This window comes from Xenorhabdus griffiniae, from assembly GCF_037265215.1.
Lineage (GTDB): Bacteria > Pseudomonadota > Gammaproteobacteria > Enterobacterales > Enterobacteriaceae > Xenorhabdus > Xenorhabdus griffiniae.
Genome location: NZ_CP147737.1, coordinates 2,121,790 through 2,137,717, shown reverse-complemented (window position 1 = coordinate 2,137,717; position 15,928 = coordinate 2,121,790). Strand labels below are relative to the sequence as shown.

At 39.9% G+C, this 15,928-nt stretch carries 20 protein-coding genes, 2 tRNA genes and 1 pseudogene; 9 read left to right on the top strand and 14 right to left on the bottom strand.

All coding sequences use genetic code 11. From position 1 onward, the window contains the following. Positions 1-30 precede the first annotated feature (30 nt). A complete protein-coding gene (locus WDV75_RS09335; protein ID WP_273559074.1) occupies positions 31-594 on the top strand; it encodes a lipoprotein in 564 nt (187 codons plus the stop codon). Positions 595-771: 177 nt separating this feature from the next. Here the strand turns inward: WDV75_RS09335 and WDV75_RS09330 are convergent, their stop codons facing one another. Both WDV75_RS09330 and ghrA read right to left on the bottom strand, forming a co-directional pair. Beyond that, the gene (locus WDV75_RS09330) at positions 772-1,314 is read right to left on the bottom strand and encodes a TorD/DmsD family molecular chaperone (RefSeq protein ID WP_273559076.1); all 543 of its coding nucleotides are present in this window, start codon (positions 1,312-1,314) and stop codon (positions 772-774) included. 83 nt (positions 1,315-1,397) lie between these two features. Further along, positions 1,398-2,345, bottom strand: a complete 948-nt coding sequence (gene ghrA, locus WDV75_RS09325; protein ID WP_273559078.1) for a glyoxylate/hydroxypyruvate reductase GhrA — start codon at positions 2,343-2,345, stop codon at positions 1,398-1,400. 316 nt (positions 2,346-2,661) lie between these two features. On the opposite strand from ghrA, the gene WDV75_RS09320 reads away from it, so the two are divergent. After that, a tRNA-Ser gene (locus tag WDV75_RS09320) sits at positions 2,662-2,751 on the top strand. A gap of 131 nt (positions 2,752-2,882) precedes the next feature. Beyond that, positions 2,883-2,972 (top strand) — tRNA-Ser (locus WDV75_RS09315). Positions 2,973-3,039: 67 nt separating this feature from the next. Here WDV75_RS09315 and WDV75_RS09310 read toward each other — a convergent pair. Beyond that, positions 3,040-4,044 (bottom strand): NAD(P)H-quinone oxidoreductase, encoded by a 1,005-nt coding sequence (locus tag WDV75_RS09310; protein WP_273559080.1) that lies wholly within the window; start codon positions 4,042-4,044, stop codon positions 3,040-3,042. Between the two features lie 155 nt (positions 4,045-4,199). Next, on the bottom strand, positions 4,200-4,706 hold the full coding sequence (locus WDV75_RS09305) for a DUF6622 family protein (protein WP_189761351.1): 507 nt from the start codon (positions 4,704-4,706) through the stop codon (positions 4,200-4,202). A gap of 269 nt (positions 4,707-4,975) precedes the next feature. Here WDV75_RS09305 and WDV75_RS09300 point away from each other — a divergent pair, with 269 nt between their 5' ends. Continuing rightward, positions 4,976-5,218, top strand: a complete 243-nt coding sequence (locus WDV75_RS09300) for a hypothetical protein (RefSeq protein WP_338861109.1) — start codon at positions 4,976-4,978, stop codon at positions 5,216-5,218. A 219-nt stretch (positions 5,219-5,437) separates the two neighbouring features. Here the strand turns inward: WDV75_RS09300 and WDV75_RS09295 are convergent, their stop codons facing one another. Further along, the gene (locus WDV75_RS09295; protein ID WP_273572165.1) at positions 5,438-6,361 is read right to left on the bottom strand and encodes a DUF2829 domain-containing protein; all 924 of its coding nucleotides are present in this window, start codon (positions 6,359-6,361) and stop codon (positions 5,438-5,440) included. A gap of 363 nt (positions 6,362-6,724) precedes the next feature. On the opposite strand from WDV75_RS09295, the gene WDV75_RS09290 reads away from it, so the two are divergent. Continuing rightward, positions 6,725-7,486 (top strand): phage tail protein, encoded by a 762-nt coding sequence (locus tag WDV75_RS09290; RefSeq protein WP_273572167.1) that lies wholly within the window; start codon positions 6,725-6,727, stop codon positions 7,484-7,486. A 73-nt stretch (positions 7,487-7,559) separates the two neighbouring features. On the opposite strand, the gene WDV75_RS09285 is transcribed toward WDV75_RS09290, so the two are convergent. After that, on the bottom strand, positions 7,560-7,814 hold the full coding sequence (locus WDV75_RS09285) for a hypothetical protein (protein WP_273572169.1): 255 nt from the start codon (positions 7,812-7,814) through the stop codon (positions 7,560-7,562). A gap of 476 nt (positions 7,815-8,290) precedes the next feature. Here WDV75_RS09285 and WDV75_RS09280 point away from each other — a divergent pair, with 476 nt between their 5' ends. Then, positions 8,291-8,629, top strand: a complete 339-nt coding sequence (locus WDV75_RS09280) for a hypothetical protein (RefSeq protein ID WP_273572171.1) — start codon at positions 8,291-8,293, stop codon at positions 8,627-8,629. Positions 8,630-8,887: 258 nt separating this feature from the next. Here the strand turns inward: WDV75_RS09280 and WDV75_RS09275 are convergent, their stop codons facing one another. The 4 genes from WDV75_RS09275 to WDV75_RS09260 all read right to left on the bottom strand — a co-directional run bounded on the left by WDV75_RS09275 (position 8,888) and on the right by WDV75_RS09260 (position 10,801). Further along, entirely contained in the window at positions 8,888-9,088 is a 201-nt protein-coding gene (locus WDV75_RS09275) for a hypothetical protein (protein ID WP_273572172.1), read from the bottom strand. 91 nt (positions 9,089-9,179) lie between these two features. Next, on the bottom strand, positions 9,180-9,317 hold the full coding sequence (locus WDV75_RS09270) for a hypothetical protein (protein WP_273572176.1): 138 nt from the start codon (positions 9,315-9,317) through the stop codon (positions 9,180-9,182). Between the two features lie 984 nt (positions 9,318-10,301). Then, positions 10,302-10,562, bottom strand: coding sequence for a hypothetical protein (locus WDV75_RS09265; protein WP_273572173.1), 261 nt, complete (start codon positions 10,560-10,562; stop codon positions 10,302-10,304). 41 nt (positions 10,563-10,603) lie between these two features. Further along, entirely contained in the window at positions 10,604-10,801 is a 198-nt protein-coding gene (locus WDV75_RS09260) for a hypothetical protein (protein WP_273572174.1), read from the bottom strand. A gap of 189 nt (positions 10,802-10,990) precedes the next feature. Here WDV75_RS09260 and WDV75_RS09255 point away from each other — a divergent pair. Further along, positions 10,991-11,675, top strand: a pseudogene (locus WDV75_RS09255) (IS1 family transposase). Here WDV75_RS09255 and WDV75_RS09250 read toward each other — a convergent pair. Then, complete coding sequence (locus WDV75_RS09250) at positions 11,650-11,877, bottom strand: DUF6622 family protein (protein ID WP_338861107.1); 228 nt, start codon at positions 11,875-11,877, stop codon at positions 11,650-11,652. The pseudogene WDV75_RS09255 and the gene WDV75_RS09250 sit on opposite strands and share 26 nt — an antisense overlap. 269 nt (positions 11,878-12,146) lie before the next feature. On the opposite strand from WDV75_RS09250, the gene WDV75_RS09245 reads away from it, so the two are divergent. Beyond that, positions 12,147-12,743, top strand: coding sequence for a hypothetical protein (locus tag WDV75_RS09245; RefSeq protein ID WP_338861105.1), 597 nt, complete (start codon positions 12,147-12,149; stop codon positions 12,741-12,743). Between the two features lie 134 nt (positions 12,744-12,877). Here the strand turns inward: WDV75_RS09245 and WDV75_RS09240 are convergent, their stop codons facing one another. The 3 genes from WDV75_RS09240 to WDV75_RS09230 form a co-directional block, all read right to left on the bottom strand. Further along, the gene (locus WDV75_RS09240; RefSeq protein ID WP_273570859.1) at positions 12,878-13,651 is read right to left on the bottom strand and encodes an alpha/beta fold hydrolase; all 774 of its coding nucleotides are present in this window, start codon (positions 13,649-13,651) and stop codon (positions 12,878-12,880) included. A gap of 13 nt (positions 13,652-13,664) precedes the next feature. Continuing rightward, positions 13,665-13,868 (bottom strand): hypothetical protein, encoded by a 204-nt coding sequence (locus WDV75_RS09235; RefSeq protein WP_273570860.1) that lies wholly within the window; start codon positions 13,866-13,868, stop codon positions 13,665-13,667. A 196-nt stretch (positions 13,869-14,064) separates the two neighbouring features. After that, the gene (locus WDV75_RS09230; protein ID WP_273570862.1) at positions 14,065-14,751 is read right to left on the bottom strand and encodes a helix-turn-helix transcriptional regulator; all 687 of its coding nucleotides are present in this window, start codon (positions 14,749-14,751) and stop codon (positions 14,065-14,067) included. Between the two features lie 546 nt (positions 14,752-15,297). Between WDV75_RS09230 and WDV75_RS09225 the strand changes: the two genes are divergently transcribed. Then, on the top strand, positions 15,298-15,912 hold the full coding sequence (locus tag WDV75_RS09225; RefSeq protein WP_189759979.1) for a CDP-alcohol phosphatidyltransferase family protein: 615 nt from the start codon (positions 15,298-15,300) through the stop codon (positions 15,910-15,912). Positions 15,913-15,928 lie beyond the last annotated feature (16 nt).

Below are 15,928 nucleotides of genomic sequence, written 5' to 3'. Positions count from 1 at the left end.
TCTGCTCATTGAAAACAAAAGGAGACAACAATGAGAAGATTTTTCTTAGGAGCAATCTTGCTACTGGCAGGGTTAATCAGCGGCTGTGATCAATTCAAGGAAGTCAGTATTAACGAAGGCTTGCTGAATGATTATTTATTAAAAAGAGTTCATTATCAAAAACAAATTAGCCTGCCCGCCGCTACCAAAGCCAATATCACACTGGGAGATTTATCCAGTCAGATCGGCCGCCAAGATCCAGAAAAAATTGAATTATCAACTCTGGCAAAAGTTCAATTAGTGACCTTACTGGGAACGGTTCATGCTGATATGAAACTGACTATTAGGGCTAAACCGATATTTGATGCGGAAAAAGGGGCTATTTTCATTAACGGGTTGGAAATCGTAGACTACCAAACCACACCAGAAAAAGTCGCCACGCCAATTAAAACGTTGCTCCCTTATTTAAATGTATCTTTAAGTGAGTTTTTTGATGATCATCCGGTTTATGTCTTAAATCCAGAAAAAAGCAAGGCTGAAGCCGCTGCTTTAAAATTAGCCAAAGGATTAAAAATTCAACCCGGTAAATTGATTATTGATTTGGTTGATAAATAATTTCTATTATCGATAAAATAGTAAGATCAGGTTATTTAACAACCTGTTCTTACTTATATACCCATCTAACTTCAAGATGCGTGTGATTTCTCCCCGCGAAGCGGGGGAGAAATCGTGTTGTAAATTGCAACTTGAAGTTTAATGCGTTTACCGCTTGGCTTATCTATAAGTGTGTCGTCACTCCACTTCCAGCTCTTCACGTAACGCTTGCAATGCCTCTCGAGTCATCATCGCCAACGTCCGATAAAAGCCACTGGTCGCATGGGCTTCAACTTTACCAAGAAATTGTCCACACCAAGGCAACAAATATTCATCAAATAACTTAATCTGGGCCTGGATTTCATCCTCTGCGGCCTGATCTTCCAACCATGATGCCGCCAACAATAAGGAACCAAATTGATCAGCAGGAATATCAGTCAAAGGCATACCTCGCTCCACCAAAAACTGGCGTACTTCACTTTCATCTTTATCAGTATAATCAGAGCGGCAGACTGCAACGCTCGCAGATTCTCCAGTAAATAAGGCATGATAATCGGCTTCAATTACCGATAATTCACTGCTTTTCTGCAACCTATCCAATAACTCATCCTGCTCCAAAGGCCACAATGGTTTCAATTTTCCTTCAGCAATCAGGGTGATTACCGGTTGCAAAACAGGATCTTGTGGTGCTCGGTTAAACAATGTTCCCAATATACGGCAGACAATAGAAAATTCGTTCATGGTTTAATTCACCTCCAATAACTTATCTAAATAATAAATATCTGTTATTGTCCTAATCGTCTGCCTTGCTGTAAAGCGACTTGTTAATAACCAAGGGTCACATCAACGAGGCCAATGGGTGATTCACCTTTTTCCATTCGTCGAATATTGTCACAAATCATATCCATAGCTTCATCAGGAATAGTCTTAGCCGCAATATGTGGGGTAATATTAATGCGTGGGTGAGTCCAGAAAGGGTGAAAATTTGATAGCGGTTCTTCAGCAAATACATCCAGGGTCGCGCCCGCCACATAACCTTTATCAATGGCTGTCAACAAATCTTGCTCTACCAATTGGGCGCCTCGTGCAATATTAATCACATATGAGCCAGATTTTAACTGCCTGAATAGTGCAAGATTTAAGAGACCACGCGTTTCTGGCGTATCCGGCAGAATATTAATCAATACCTTACATTCAGAAAGAAAATTGTCCAGTTGCCCTTTCCCATAAAAACTCTCGACATGATCAATTTGTTTTGGTGTTCGGCTCCAGCTGCGAACATTGAAATCAAATTCTTTCAATTTTTCAATAACACTACGCCCCAAAACGCCCGCCCCCAAGACACCAATGACAAACTCGTCTCGATTATGGGCAGGCATTGGGTTCCAAAGACGCTGTTCTTGATATTGTTTATATTCATCCATGCGGCGAAAATAGTATAAAACTGAGGAAACCGTATATTCCTGCATTTGCTGTGCCATGCCCGTATCTTCAAGGCGTATTAGCGGGATCCCTTTAGGTAATGTCCCTGGATTGGCTAATTCTTGCTGAAGGATAGCATCCACTCCAGCCCCAAGTGAAAATATTCCTTTGATATCCTGACGGTTAGCTAACATTTCATAGGGAGGTAACCAAACTAATGCATAGTCAGCAGGGGCATTATCACCACTAATCCATTGCCGGACGTTAGCTTCAGGTAATCTAGCTTGTATTCCCTGAATCCATTCATCGCCATTAAAATTAGGGGAAGAGTGAAAGAAAATGATGTTCATAAAATCTCATTCCTTTTTGTTTTTCTAATAGGGTTAACTTATTGCTGAAAGGTTGCAAGCCTCCAATGGGGAAGACAGGAATGAAAATAATGATAATGTTATCTGGTTAACAAATTTGCCATGACCTGTTGCAACAAAAAAAGCACCTTTATTCCCGTAATTGGCTATCCGCCACACAAATTGTTTTTTATTTGTCTAATCGGTCAAAAAGCCTGAAAAAATCGTCATCAGCCTGTTGACGCCTGCCCTGCTTTTCCCTATAGTAGCGCCCCGTTGCAGCGATGAACTCAAGAGAAATCACTGCAATAGAAAATATGGTGAGGTGTCCGAGAGGCTGAAGGAGCACGCCTGGAAAGTGTGTATACGTGAAAACGTATCGAGGGTTCGAATCCCTCCCTCACCGCCATATTCTACGAAAGAGCCTGAACAGAATGGTCAGGCTTTTTTAATGCCTGACTATTTAACCATAAATGGTTAGGTTTATTAGTAATGCGATTACAATAGTGTATTCTTATTGAATGCAACAAAACAAAATTCGGTGAGGTGTCCGAGAGGCTGAAGGAGCACGCCTGGAAAGTGTGTATACGTGAAAACGTATCGAGGGTTCGAATCCCTCCCTCACCGCCATTTTCTATAAAACAGCCTGAATTGATATTCAGGCTGTTTTTCCATCCCAAATACCCAATAAAATCGCCTATACCACCAGCATAATTTTCCCAATATGTTCACTGCTTTCCATCAGTGCGTGAGCCTTTGATGCCTGGCTGAGTGGGAACGTTTTAAAAATCTTTGGCTTAATTTTCCCTTGCCCTAATAAAGGCCAAACTTTCTCACATAGATCATGAGCAATACTGGCTTTATCTTCAACACTACGAGAACGCAGTGTAGAACCTGTGATTGTGAGACGTTTTTGCAGCAATGGCATCAAATTAAGCGCTTTCGCCTTTCCATGCTGCACACCAACTTGAATAATTCTGCCCTCTGTAGCTGCCGCCTGAAAATTTTTTGCTACATAATCACCAGCAATAAGATCAACAATCACATCTGCACCACGGCCATTAGTCGCCTGAAAAGTGAGTTCGACAAAGTCTTCCGTTTTATAATTGATGGAAATATCAGCGCCTAACGCCAAACTGGCTTGACGTTTCTCTTCAGAACCTACGGTGGTAATCACATAAGCACCAAATGTTTTTGCCAGTAAAGTGGCAACAGTGCCAATACCCGAAGTGCCGCCGTGGACTAAAACCGTTTCACCTGCTTTCAACTTGCCACGTTGAAATAGATTCACCCATACCGTAAAAAATGTTTCTGGTAATGCCGCAGCTTCCAACAAACTATAACCTTTAGGGATTGGCAATGCGTTACTCTCATGTACTTTGCAATATTCAGCATACCCTCCCCCTGCAATTAATGCACATACCTGATCACCAACAGCATAGCGCGTTACAGCTGGATCAACAGCAACAACTGTACCTGAAACTTCCAAACCTGGAATTTCAGAAGCACCCGCTGGTGGAGGATAATATCCACGTCGCTGTGCCACATCGGGGCGATTAACACCTGCGGCTGCCACTTTAACCAATATTTCCCCTGCGCTAAGTTCAGGAATAGGCATTTTTATCAGTGTTAAAACATCAGGCTCTCCTAGCTGGCTAATCTCAACCGCAACCATTTCCTTATCAAACGAATATACTGACATTTGTTTCTCCTTATTCGATCATATGGGTATGACTATCTATTAAATAGGTTTTCATAATACTGAGAGTATCAGATGTTGGAGTTACTTACCCCGCGCGGTGCGCGGGGTAAGGAGTGCTCCTATCATTTTGAAACGCTATTTAAAATAGTTTCACCTTATTCCTTTTTATTATTTACATAGTGAATAAATAAATTAAGCGTTCCTCCCCAAAAAACGCCATCCGATAACCCACAAATAAAACCAAAAAGTAAATTAAAATTGAAAGAATATAACAAATTAGAATTAATACTCATCATAGCAGAAATAATAAACTTCACTATAAAAACAGTAAGAATCAGACCCAAATTCAAAGGCGTTCCTGAACGAATGATTGAGCCATCTTCATTACCTTTTCTTAATCTTGGTTGACTACGCCATAAGCCCCATCCGATACCCCCTCCCACAATAATACCGACAATAAGCGCCAGGAATGCCGAATTTGGAAATGTCGTTTCATTTAATACACTGTAAATTGCCCATATTAAAAACAAAACCGGCATAAAAAACAGCCGATCAATACGCATTTCCCTGTCATATAACGCATTGATACCCCGTTTAATCAGAAAAACAAATAAAATCCAAACCCAAATAGGAGTACCTTTAATAATGGCTAAAATTGACATATTACTCACCTTTCTTACATTGAGCATTAAGCCCTTTACATTTTAAATAAAATAGCCCATTCTTCATATTTATTTATCATTAAACGGTCAATTCTTAATATGATATGGACAGAGTCGTTATGTCAGTATCAATTACTGATAACAGACAAGGGTAAAAGTAACAGGTAGAAACAATATCAAAGATAAACCAATTGCACTTTGACTTACATTATCAGTAACTCTATGAAAAACAAAAACTCACATCTTTATTACAATATAGGAGATAAGCAGTGACATTTTTAGGAATAGTCAATAGTAAAGAATATAAGACATGGAAACACCCAACGCCTTTTCTCCCTTGCTTTCATTTTCATGAAATCCATGAATCAGAATCGATAAAGATACCAGCGCAAGAAATAATCCAGGCTGTAAAAGACTTTGAAATGACCGATGATTTATTTATTAAAACTTTGTCCAAAATGAGAAATGTGCCAACTTTTTTGAATAAATGCTCCCATTATTTATTTAAATAAAAACAAATAATTACAAAAAAATACATCCCATAAAATCCACAAATGTACACATCTATGTACAAACAGAAAACATACTCACTATAGCATAGGTAAGAAATCCCACCGTTATCTAAGTCGTTGATTTTACTTATTTCTGTCACAGGGACAGAGATTAGGAATATCAAGGGGTTAGGGGAAGGCCACGCACTGCGTGGCCTAAGTTGGGAATACAAATCGTGGTTAACGCCAGTTGAAGTAGAAGCGCTTGGTTTCGCCTGTTTTTTTCAATACTTCACCTAATTTTTCTACCTCAGCATTATTTTCATACCAATCTCCCCAATAATATTTGCTGTGAACGCTTTTAGGTGAGCTCATACCCAAATTATAAGTTATATTATCCACTGTTATATAAAGAGATTTGTTTTTGAATAGATCTTGCATTTGTTGATAACTCTCATCATTTTCATGAGAATTTATTAATAAGTTAATACCGGATGATTTAGATTTATTATTTTCACCCCAGTAAAAAATGTCTATTTTTTCAATAGCTTTCTTATTTTGAATTACATTTACGATACCAAAAGCGGCTTCGTTTCCTGTACTTAGGTATCTATCATCGACAAGATATCCCCAGTCATCAGAGCTCCCCTGACTACCTCTATAACGTCCGACGCCTAAAGTAAGATCAAATACAAACATACTATCATTCAATTCAAATTCTGGTTTTGGATCAGGTATTGGTTCTGGTTTAGGTGTTGGCTCTGGAATAGGTTCCGGCTTAGGCTCTGGCTTCACAGGCTCTTCTTTCTTCCCTTCCACAAACTTCCAATCACAAGCCATCATATCTTCCTGTGTCGGTTGCCACGGTACGAAGTTACCGTGTTCATTGCGCAGATCGATGTGAGTCAGATAATCGTACTGAGTCCCAACGGCTACACCATCAACCGCGTAAGCACTGCCTTCTTCTACGATTAAGTTACTCACACGTGGTGTAATCGCCAGATGCATTCCTTTGTCACCCCAGGCAGAACGGGCAACACGCTTGCGGAGTTTTAATTGAATCAACGCCCAAGAGAAAGAACCCACTGGGGCAATAAAGCAATCACACTGATATTGTTTTGGATCGAACGGACATTCACATTCAGGCTTAATAACGTCAGACATACTATTTCCTTGTTTAATTATTAATTGCTGGACAGCCCGAATATATTAACGAGTGTGGATAGTTGAATAAATTGATTGGGGTTGTGTGAGGATTAGGACAAGTGGGTAATTCAGGAATGAAAAGGAGGATATTTATCATCCAACTAAAATTAAATTTTATCAGCGGTAATATAAAATTTATTAATTCACCCTCTGTTATTTTATGTCATCCTGCCATCAAAACATGCTACCTATCAAATATTAATTAAGCCGTACTCTCCAGTATTGATGAACCAATTTCATTGATGTTCACAGGCGGAGTAGTATCTCACCGCCTTCATGTTACTTAGCAATGTGTATTGTTGATTAAATGAGGGAATGAATATGCAAGATAATAAGCCTGAATCAAAAGCATTAGAAGATAACGTTGTAATAGTACCCACACCACTATATGTTAAAGATTCAATCAAAGAAGCAATTGATGAGCACGCCCAAAGCCGTAATCATCCATATGCAACTCAGACAGAACCGGGATTTGTCACACTGAGTAATGAGACAGATAGTGACAGTGAAATAACCGTCGCAACATCTAAAGCCGTGAAAGCAGCATATGATTTGGCGGATACAGCGAATCAGAATGCCAATAATGCAAACTTAGCCCTACCTGTTGGTGTTCCTGTTCCTTGGCCTACAGAAAATCCACCTGAAGGCTGGCTGATATGCAATGGTGAATCATTTGATAAAGCAAGGCACCCAAAACTTGCACTTGCCTATCCCTCTGGCGTGCTACCTGATTTACGTGGTGAATTTATTCGCGGCTGGGATAGAGAAGGGGAAATTGATCCTAATCGTGCATTACTATCTAAACAAGAAGCAACCATGCTACCGTCAGTTTATACCTATAAATATAAAGGTGAAGAGACAGGAGTATTTATCTCACCACCAATGAGTGCATATAAAACAGAAGGGATAGAAGGAGCTGAAGGAACAGATATCCGCCCTAAAGATTTTGATGAACCAGTGTACAAAGAATCAGATGAATATTTAGCTACTGCGTTAACAAAAGAAGGTGAAGGCGCAAGGCTGGCAACATTCCGTGTCCGCCCGCGCAACATCGCATTCAATTACATAGTCAGAGCTGCTTAATACCCCAACAATATAACCCGCAACTTCTGCGGGTTAACCATTCCCTTACGCCACCTATTCAATCTGGTCAATATCAGCGGCAACCTCTGCCCCCTTCTGCCTCAAATTCCACATCTTCCTGCATCTGAACACAGACATCTAATCGGCAGCCTTCGGGGATATCACAAGGTTCAGCATCGGCATAGTAGACCTTTTCACCATCGATAATGTCTTTTATCCGCTTGTTCTTCGGCGACGAGATACCACCATGTACACTCCATGCCCCGTCAGCGTTATAGCCCAGCACGCCGGATATTTGATAATGACCGATGCCAAGTTTATGTTCCACCTCGAGTGGTATCACCTATTTGCATAACAAACTGTAGTTCCGTGCGTTGCGCACTCAGCCAAATATGAAATACAATATTTTTATCATACCGCAGCAAAATACCTGCTCCCCATCCCGCCCACCAGTTCCACCTCCCATACGATAAAATGATGTTGGCAGCCGTTTGGCATTTAAATCATTATCGCTAGCTATTGGCGCAATGCCGCCTAACCCATATTACCCTGTTTGTATTACATTTTTCGCCAGCTCCACGGTTTCCGCCAAACCAATGATTAAGCAAAAAAAATACCCTCATGACCTAATAGTGATGAGGGTATTTTGAATTAACCTGAGGATCAATCAATTGATCTAAGCAGGTAATTCCTTAACTGAATGGTGTTATCATTAAGGTGGATTATCATCATTGTTTTCCCCTTTATTTAAATACTGCTAACATAACTATTTTATTTGTCAAAATTACATACGGAACAATTTTCATGAGACCAATCACTCCCCTATTACTCTTGTCATCAATACTAATTGCACCACAAGCAATAGCTGTCACTGAGCATGAAAATAATTATGCTAAGCGGTGCTTGGATTATGGGATTAAAGAAATGAGGAAAGTACAGGCGGAGGGTGCGCTATCGATACTGAGACAAGCAAGCGTTGATAATGACAGCATACAAGAAAATGTTTTTTCTGATTATGTAGGCAGCCAATATGTCGCAACTGAACTGGTTGCTGATATCAAAGTAAAAGATAAAAAAGAAGGCGAGATCTTATGCCTAGGCAATGATGACCAATTTTTCTACTTTCATTTTAGCCCTCGATAATCAATTATCCAGCCTACAGCGGGTGTTGCTGATAATAACCCGTGGTAGCTACACGAGGGCATAGGTTATTTTTGATTCTGTCGGTACGCTCGATGGCAAGGAGGCATGTCATAGCTAATACCGACAGACGGCGATAACCCGACGCAAAAGAACTAATGTCCGACCGCTGAATAACTGAATTCCCGTTCTACCGGCAGGATTAAGCAACCTTGTTCACCCTGCTTGCCAAATGACTGAACGCCACGTGCCTCAAAGTCTTCAGCCGTTGACCAATATAGTGACCGCTTTCAGTTGTTCTGTGACCAGTTCCCGGGCTTCCGGTTTCAGGTATTGGTAGATCTTGTCCCCGCTGCCTTTAGCAGCTTCTCTTGCCTCAGCATAAACTGAGTCAGGCAGCACAACCTGATACACCCACTTGGAGGTGATCATGCCAAACAATGACGGGGTGCCACGGATCAAGGCGTCTACTTGTTCATCACACCAGATTTCTAAGTCAACAGATAACCAGCGGGCAAAGCGGATAGCAAGTTTTGGGTGAAGCCATGTAGATTTAACTTATTTCCTGCATAGTGCAGGTTTTACCATAAACCTTATTGCTTAGTGCTACTAGATATTCCAATGTATCTAATAAATACAACCAGTTAGTTACTTCTTTCTCAAACTTAACCGCTACATCTGTAGCATTAATCCACCCTTCTTCATTAAACCGAGTAGGATGACCATGCGTTGGGTACGGGTGGCAGCATGAGTTATTTCTGTAGCCATTCAGGGAATGGGTAGAGAAATATTGGGTTTAGTTTCAGAAGTTAACTAATTGTTAAATATTATTCGCTTGTTATTGGGTGAAGATGGGTTTATGTGTAGTTGTAAAGATGTTCATTGTTGGAGGTGGTTATGTCTGGACGATATTCTTGCGGCTGGCCCGGGTGTTCGAGTACGTTTAATACACCATTTCATTTAGAAGCGCATAGACGAACCCATACAGGAAAAAGACCTTTTCACTGTACCGAATGTGGAAAAGGCTTTACTCAGAATAGCGTCTTAACACGACATAAAAAATGTGTACATGAAAAATTACGTCCTTTTCACTGTAATGATTGTGGAAAAAGTTTTGCTCAAAATAGCAACTTAAAAATGCATAAACAATCCGTGCATGCCCAAAGCTCTCAATCCTATTTATCAATAAGCAATCAACCAGATACATCTGACTTTCCCTCTACGCAGGTCGAGCGACTGGTTAATTCGATGGATGATCGGCATATTGCAAATTGTATTACTCAAGTTCTACCTCCTGGCTGGGAAAATCCTCTAATTGAAGGCCTCATTACCAGAGATCCACGATTGGGCTTCGGTCATATCCCACCAACGCAAAGAGGTTCTCAACCTAGTTATTCTCATTTGCATATACCGCCTCCGTCTCCCATTCCACCTAGACCAACTTCACCAACCCCAGAAGATTACGATGACTTTGATATTGCAGAGTTTTTCCCTGACCTTGCTAACCCTCCTTCTCGACCTAGGCCTTCAACATCCGGCAGAGGTAATCCATTCATTGCACCATCTCCACCTCAGTCTTCACCCCCAATACAAAGGGCAGGATGGATAGCTGGGGGGCTAGCTCAATACGTTAGTTCAAATGAGTCACCTGCTCAACCTAGTAGCTCTCCATCGCCTATGCAAGACCCACGCCCCCAAGCTGGTGGTCCAATGAGACACCGAGTGCAACCTCCTTCAATTGCACCGCGACATGCTGCATTTCGCCAACGCCGACCACCCGGGCAACTACAACAACAGCAACCTGCGCAACAACAGGCCCCCCAAAACCCACTATATCCAAGTTACTCATACTCAGACAACACCATTGCATCTGTATACGATCCCGTTTCAGGGGAATGGAAGTCTCCTTATAAATAGCTCCAGTGATATCTCTCACACTGCAACCTAGCGACCTCCAGCCTCTGAGTAATCAGAGGCTCACCGACATTCAGTCTTCGCCCAATCCCTCAGACCGATGGTGTTGATGGCGACTTGTTCAGATAGTTTGGTGGTCAATGACTTATTTTCACCAACCAATTCCCCGTTCTCTGCATATACCGAATAGATGGAATAGGCTGCCGAACCAATTAACGTTATAACTATAATCACAGCGCCAAATTTCAATTGCCATTTCATGACTGCCTACCAACAAATTGGTTATATTTTTTGCTTAAAAAACATAATCCAAAAACAACAGGAGTCAACACAGCGCAGCCTGGCCAAGTTACCGACATAAAAAAATAAACCTAAAATGTTCCGGATCATTGGTCACGTATTCAACCTGTTGATGATTGTGTATAATCGCCATTTTTTCGGAGAAATCACATGGCGACTGTTGAAGTAAAATGTCGGTTTTGTCAGCAAACTGAATACGTCAAAAAGCATGGCAAAGGTGAGGCCGGACATCAACGCTATCGTTGTTTCTCCTGCAAACGAACCTTCCAACTGGATTACGCTTATCGCGCCTGCCAAGCGGGTATAAAAGAACACGTTGTTGATCTTGCCATGAATAATGCAGGTATCCGTGATACAGCCCGTGCATTACATATCAGTATCAATGCGGTTGTCCGTGTTTTAAAAAACTTAAACCACGAGGCGTAACGACACTCCCACTGGATAATGTCAACGTTCAACTCATTTGTGAAGTTGATGAAGTGGAGTCATTTGTCGGGAATAAAAAATGCCAACGTTGGTTATGGTATGCTTGGGAGCCTCGTCTAAAACGCATCATCGCTCATACGTTTGGAGCGAGAAGCAAAAAAACACTCAAGAAACGCTGGCTTCGTTCAATGTTGTTTTCTGGTGTACAGATAATTTCAAGGCTTACAATCTATTACCCAAAAGCCAGCATCTTGTCGGAAAAACCTTCACTCAACGTATTGAGCGGGAGAATTTGACATTGCGCAACCGACTTAAGCGACTCAATCGTAAGACGTTGGGTTATTCGAAGTCACCGGAAATGCATGATAAAGTCATCGGGACTTTCATTGAACGTGAATACGATGTTTAACACAAATCAACGGATTGAATACGTGACCCGTTTCATTTAATACACTGTAAATTGCCCATATTAAAAACAAAACCGGCATAAAAAACAGCCGATCAATACGCATTTCCCTGTCATATAACGCATTGATACCCCGTTTAATCAGAAAAACAAATAAAATCCAAACCCAAATAGGAGTACCTTTAATAATGGCTAAAATTGACATATTACTCATCCTTCTTACATTGAGCATTAAGCCCTTTACATTTTAAATAAAATAGCCCATTCTTCATATTTATTTATCATTAAACGGTCAATTCTTAATATGATATGGACAGAGTCGTTATGTCAGTATCAATTACTGATAACAGACAAGGGTAAAAGTAACAGGTAGAAACAATATCAAAGATAAACCAATTGCACTTTGACTTACATTATCAGTAACTCTATGAAAAACAAAAACTCACATCTTTATTACAATATAGGAGATAAGCAGTGACATTTTTAGGAATAGTCAATAGTAAAGAATATAAGACATGGAAACACCCAACGCCTTTTCTCCCTTGCTTTCATTTTCATGAAATCCATGAATCAGAATCGATAAAGATACCAGCGCAAGAAATAATCCAGGCTGTAAAAGACTTTGAAATGACCGATGATTTATTTATTAAAACTTTGTCCAAAATAAGAAATGTGCCAACTTATTTACTGAATAAATTAGGAATAAAAAACAATAACCAACAAGAATTTGGCTTAAAAACATTTACCCCACTTAATGAAAATAGTCATGAAATATCAATGGGATTAACGGGCAGATTTTGGCAAGCAGATTTAGGTATTATACACCAATCTGACCTAGCATCATTTATCAGTTTTGATGATCATAAATCGGCTAAATTGGTGTTGCGTTTTTTAGTCAAGGAACATCTTGATGGTTATCATTCACTAGTAACCGAAACATTTATTTTTTGCCCTAGTGATAGTGTTAAGAAAAAATTTACTTTTTACTGGTTTATAATTAGGCCAGTCAGTGGATTTATCCGCAAAAGAACATTATCTGTAATAATTAATAAATTAAAAAATAAATTTTAATTATGGTGCTGTCCTGGATAAGTCATTTGATCTAGGGCAGCACCATAAATATCGCTCCAAGTGTGGTCATTCCCTCTGTGGAAGATAATATTAGATACAGCGCTCTCAAGTATGAAAAATTCAACTGTCTGATATTAATGCGACAAGAATTTCTTCAAAAATGGCATCAATAACTCAGGCTTTTCTTCATGAGGAGAATGAGCAGTAAAAGGAATATTTAATAAATAAGAATGAGTGACTTGATCAGCTAACTCAGTTAAGTGAGTACGTGATACTAAGCTATCCTTATCCCCTCGTACTGCCATTAATTCACAAGCGATCTTACGGACAGCTTGATTTGGATAGCCGTTGTCACTAGCATCAAGCCACATAGTGACAACACTGCCTATCAGTTTGTTGAAATCTGCTTTCGGATTCAATCTGTGGTAGTTATCATAGCTGTCAGGCAACATCGCCCTCCAGCTTTCTGCCGTAATCTGTTTAAATATATCTCGTATCGGATCATTTTCTTTTAGGGTCCAATGAGCACCTATTGCTACTATTTTATCGATTGAAATGATCCCCGCAGCCGCCAATCGTAACGCAACAATACCTCCATCGCTATGACCAATAATACTGCACTTCCCTAACCTTAAATGGTTGGCTATCACTTCTACATCTTGTTGGAGGCGTTGATACGATAGGCTTTTTTGTCCCAAAGTCGATTTTCCCTGCCCTCGGCTGTCTATGCCAATCAGTTGATAAGTCTTTCCAAGATCGTCTACTAACCGATTAAACGTTTCAATGGTACTTAAACCACCATGCAAAAAAATTAGTGGGTAACCATTGGTATTACCTTGGATCTCATAATAGATATGAGCATCGTCAACTTCTAAATAATTACCATCTTGATGATTAAAACTAAACATGACATTATCCCCTTTATGCCTTTTTACCTGTAGTAAATGCTATGGGCTTAACAACAGAAACACGTTTTGCTGCCTTGGTTTTTTCAACCACAGCTTTAAGCCTTAAGAGTGTTTCGACCAGATTTTGTGTCACTTGTTTAAAAAAACTTACCGCTTGGGCATCAGAAAGTTGCTCTTCAGGCTCAAAAGAAACTCTCACCTGAATGCCATTTGCCATGTTATTACTCAAGATCAACTTCCCATTTTTTTCGTAAGTCAAAATCGACATAATGGGACCAAATATGAGATGGCTTTGCATTTACCGATGTAGAAAAAGTGAGGGTTAACATAAAAAACTCCAACAGTCAGATAACGGATTCAGTACATTAAGAACCCCCAAAGTAACAAACCCGTGTGACAGTTTTTGTCAGCAGCTAACGCGATATTTTTTCTGTTTCCCGCCATTCTTTAAGTAAAGACTGTCTTGAACGAGGATAACACCGTTGTTCGATCTTCAAATGACGCATTCTATCCGATCTGAAATGACGAAATGTTTTTCTTAATTCACACCAACCAATCACAATACTGATATTCTCAAAATATCCCAATGCAAATGGCCATATTGTTCTGGTTGATTGATTGTTTTTCAGATCTAAATAAGTGAAAGTGATTTTATGCCGATGACTGATCGCTTGCCGTATTTGCGAAATATCAACAGAAGGCACAATTTCTGTAGCGACAGGCCCAATTAATAATGCATTTTCCTCAAGATATTGTTTGAGTTCTGTTGGGATCACGGCGGCAATTTTATTGATTGCACTATTGGCAGATGCTTTTAATTGTGAATCGGCACGTCTAGTCACCCAACTAGCCCCTAATGCCAGAGCTTCTATCTCATTTTGCGTTAACATTAATGGAGGTAAGACAAATCCCGGCCGTAAGACATAACCGATACCCGCTTCTCCCTCAATATTTGCCCCTTGAGCCTGCAAGGTCGCAATATCCCGATAAACTGTCCTTAAACTAATTTTCAATTTCTGCGCCAATACTTTTCCCTGTACGGGAAAGTGATAACTACGTAATATTTCCATCAGAGTTAGCAAACGTTGTGCTCTAGACAATTTATCATATCCTTAACTTAACCCATTGATTTATCCAAACTTGTAACACAAATCATCATATCCTCGTAATAATTTCTGTTACTGAATAAGTAACAACTATACGCATTAAATTTCAAGTTGCCATTTACAACACGATTGAAACCTGATTTATCCCCCGCTTCACAGAGAGAAATCACACGCATCTTGAAATCATATTGGTATATAATTATGAATATACGCATTAAACTTCAAGTTGCCATTTACAACACGATATGAAACCTGATTTCTCCTCCGCTTTGCGGGGATAAATTACACGCATCTTGAAGTTAGATTGGTATAAAAATCAATAATACATCACCTAATCAATAAATTATTAATTACCTAAACAAAATCTATTTTATTTGTTCACACTTTTCTGTTATTTATTCTAAATAGCGTTTAGCGTTTCAAAATGATAGGAGTATTCCTTACCCCGCGCGGGGTAAAGAACTCCAATATCTGATACTCTCAGTATTATGAAAACCTATTTAGTGATATCAGTTTGGCCTATAAAGGACTTAGGGTAAGATGACCATCTATAATCTAAAACCACATTTCCAAAACCTATTACGCCCTCTCGTAATTTCTCTACAAAAATATGGGTTCACTGCCAACCAAGTCACGTTAAGTGCGATGTTCTTGTCGATCGCTGTTGGCCTATTGTTGAGCCTGTTTCCTTCTACCCGTTTCTATTGGCTACTGCCTATTTTTCTTTTCATTCGTATGGCACTCAATGCCATTGATGGTATGTTGGCACGAGAATATCACCAAAAATCTCATTTGGGGGCTATTTATAATGAACTTGGCGATGTGATTTCCGATATTGCACTCTATCTCCCCTTCTATTTTTTACCTAATGTCAACAATGTCAGTCTATTGATGTGCTTATTTCTGGCTATCCTAACCGAATTTATCGGTGTTCTGGCACTAACGATTGGTGCATCACGGCGCTATGATGGTCCAATGGGAAAAAGTGACCGCGCTTTTATCTTCGGTGCTTATGGATTGATTATCGCACTTTTTCCTTCAACCTTAAGCTGGAGCCATTATTTATTCCCCATCATGATTATTTTACTCCTGATAACTTGCTATCAGCGTGTTGTCAAAGCCTTGCATGATATCAAACCGACTGAACAACCATAATCCAAATAAGGCATTA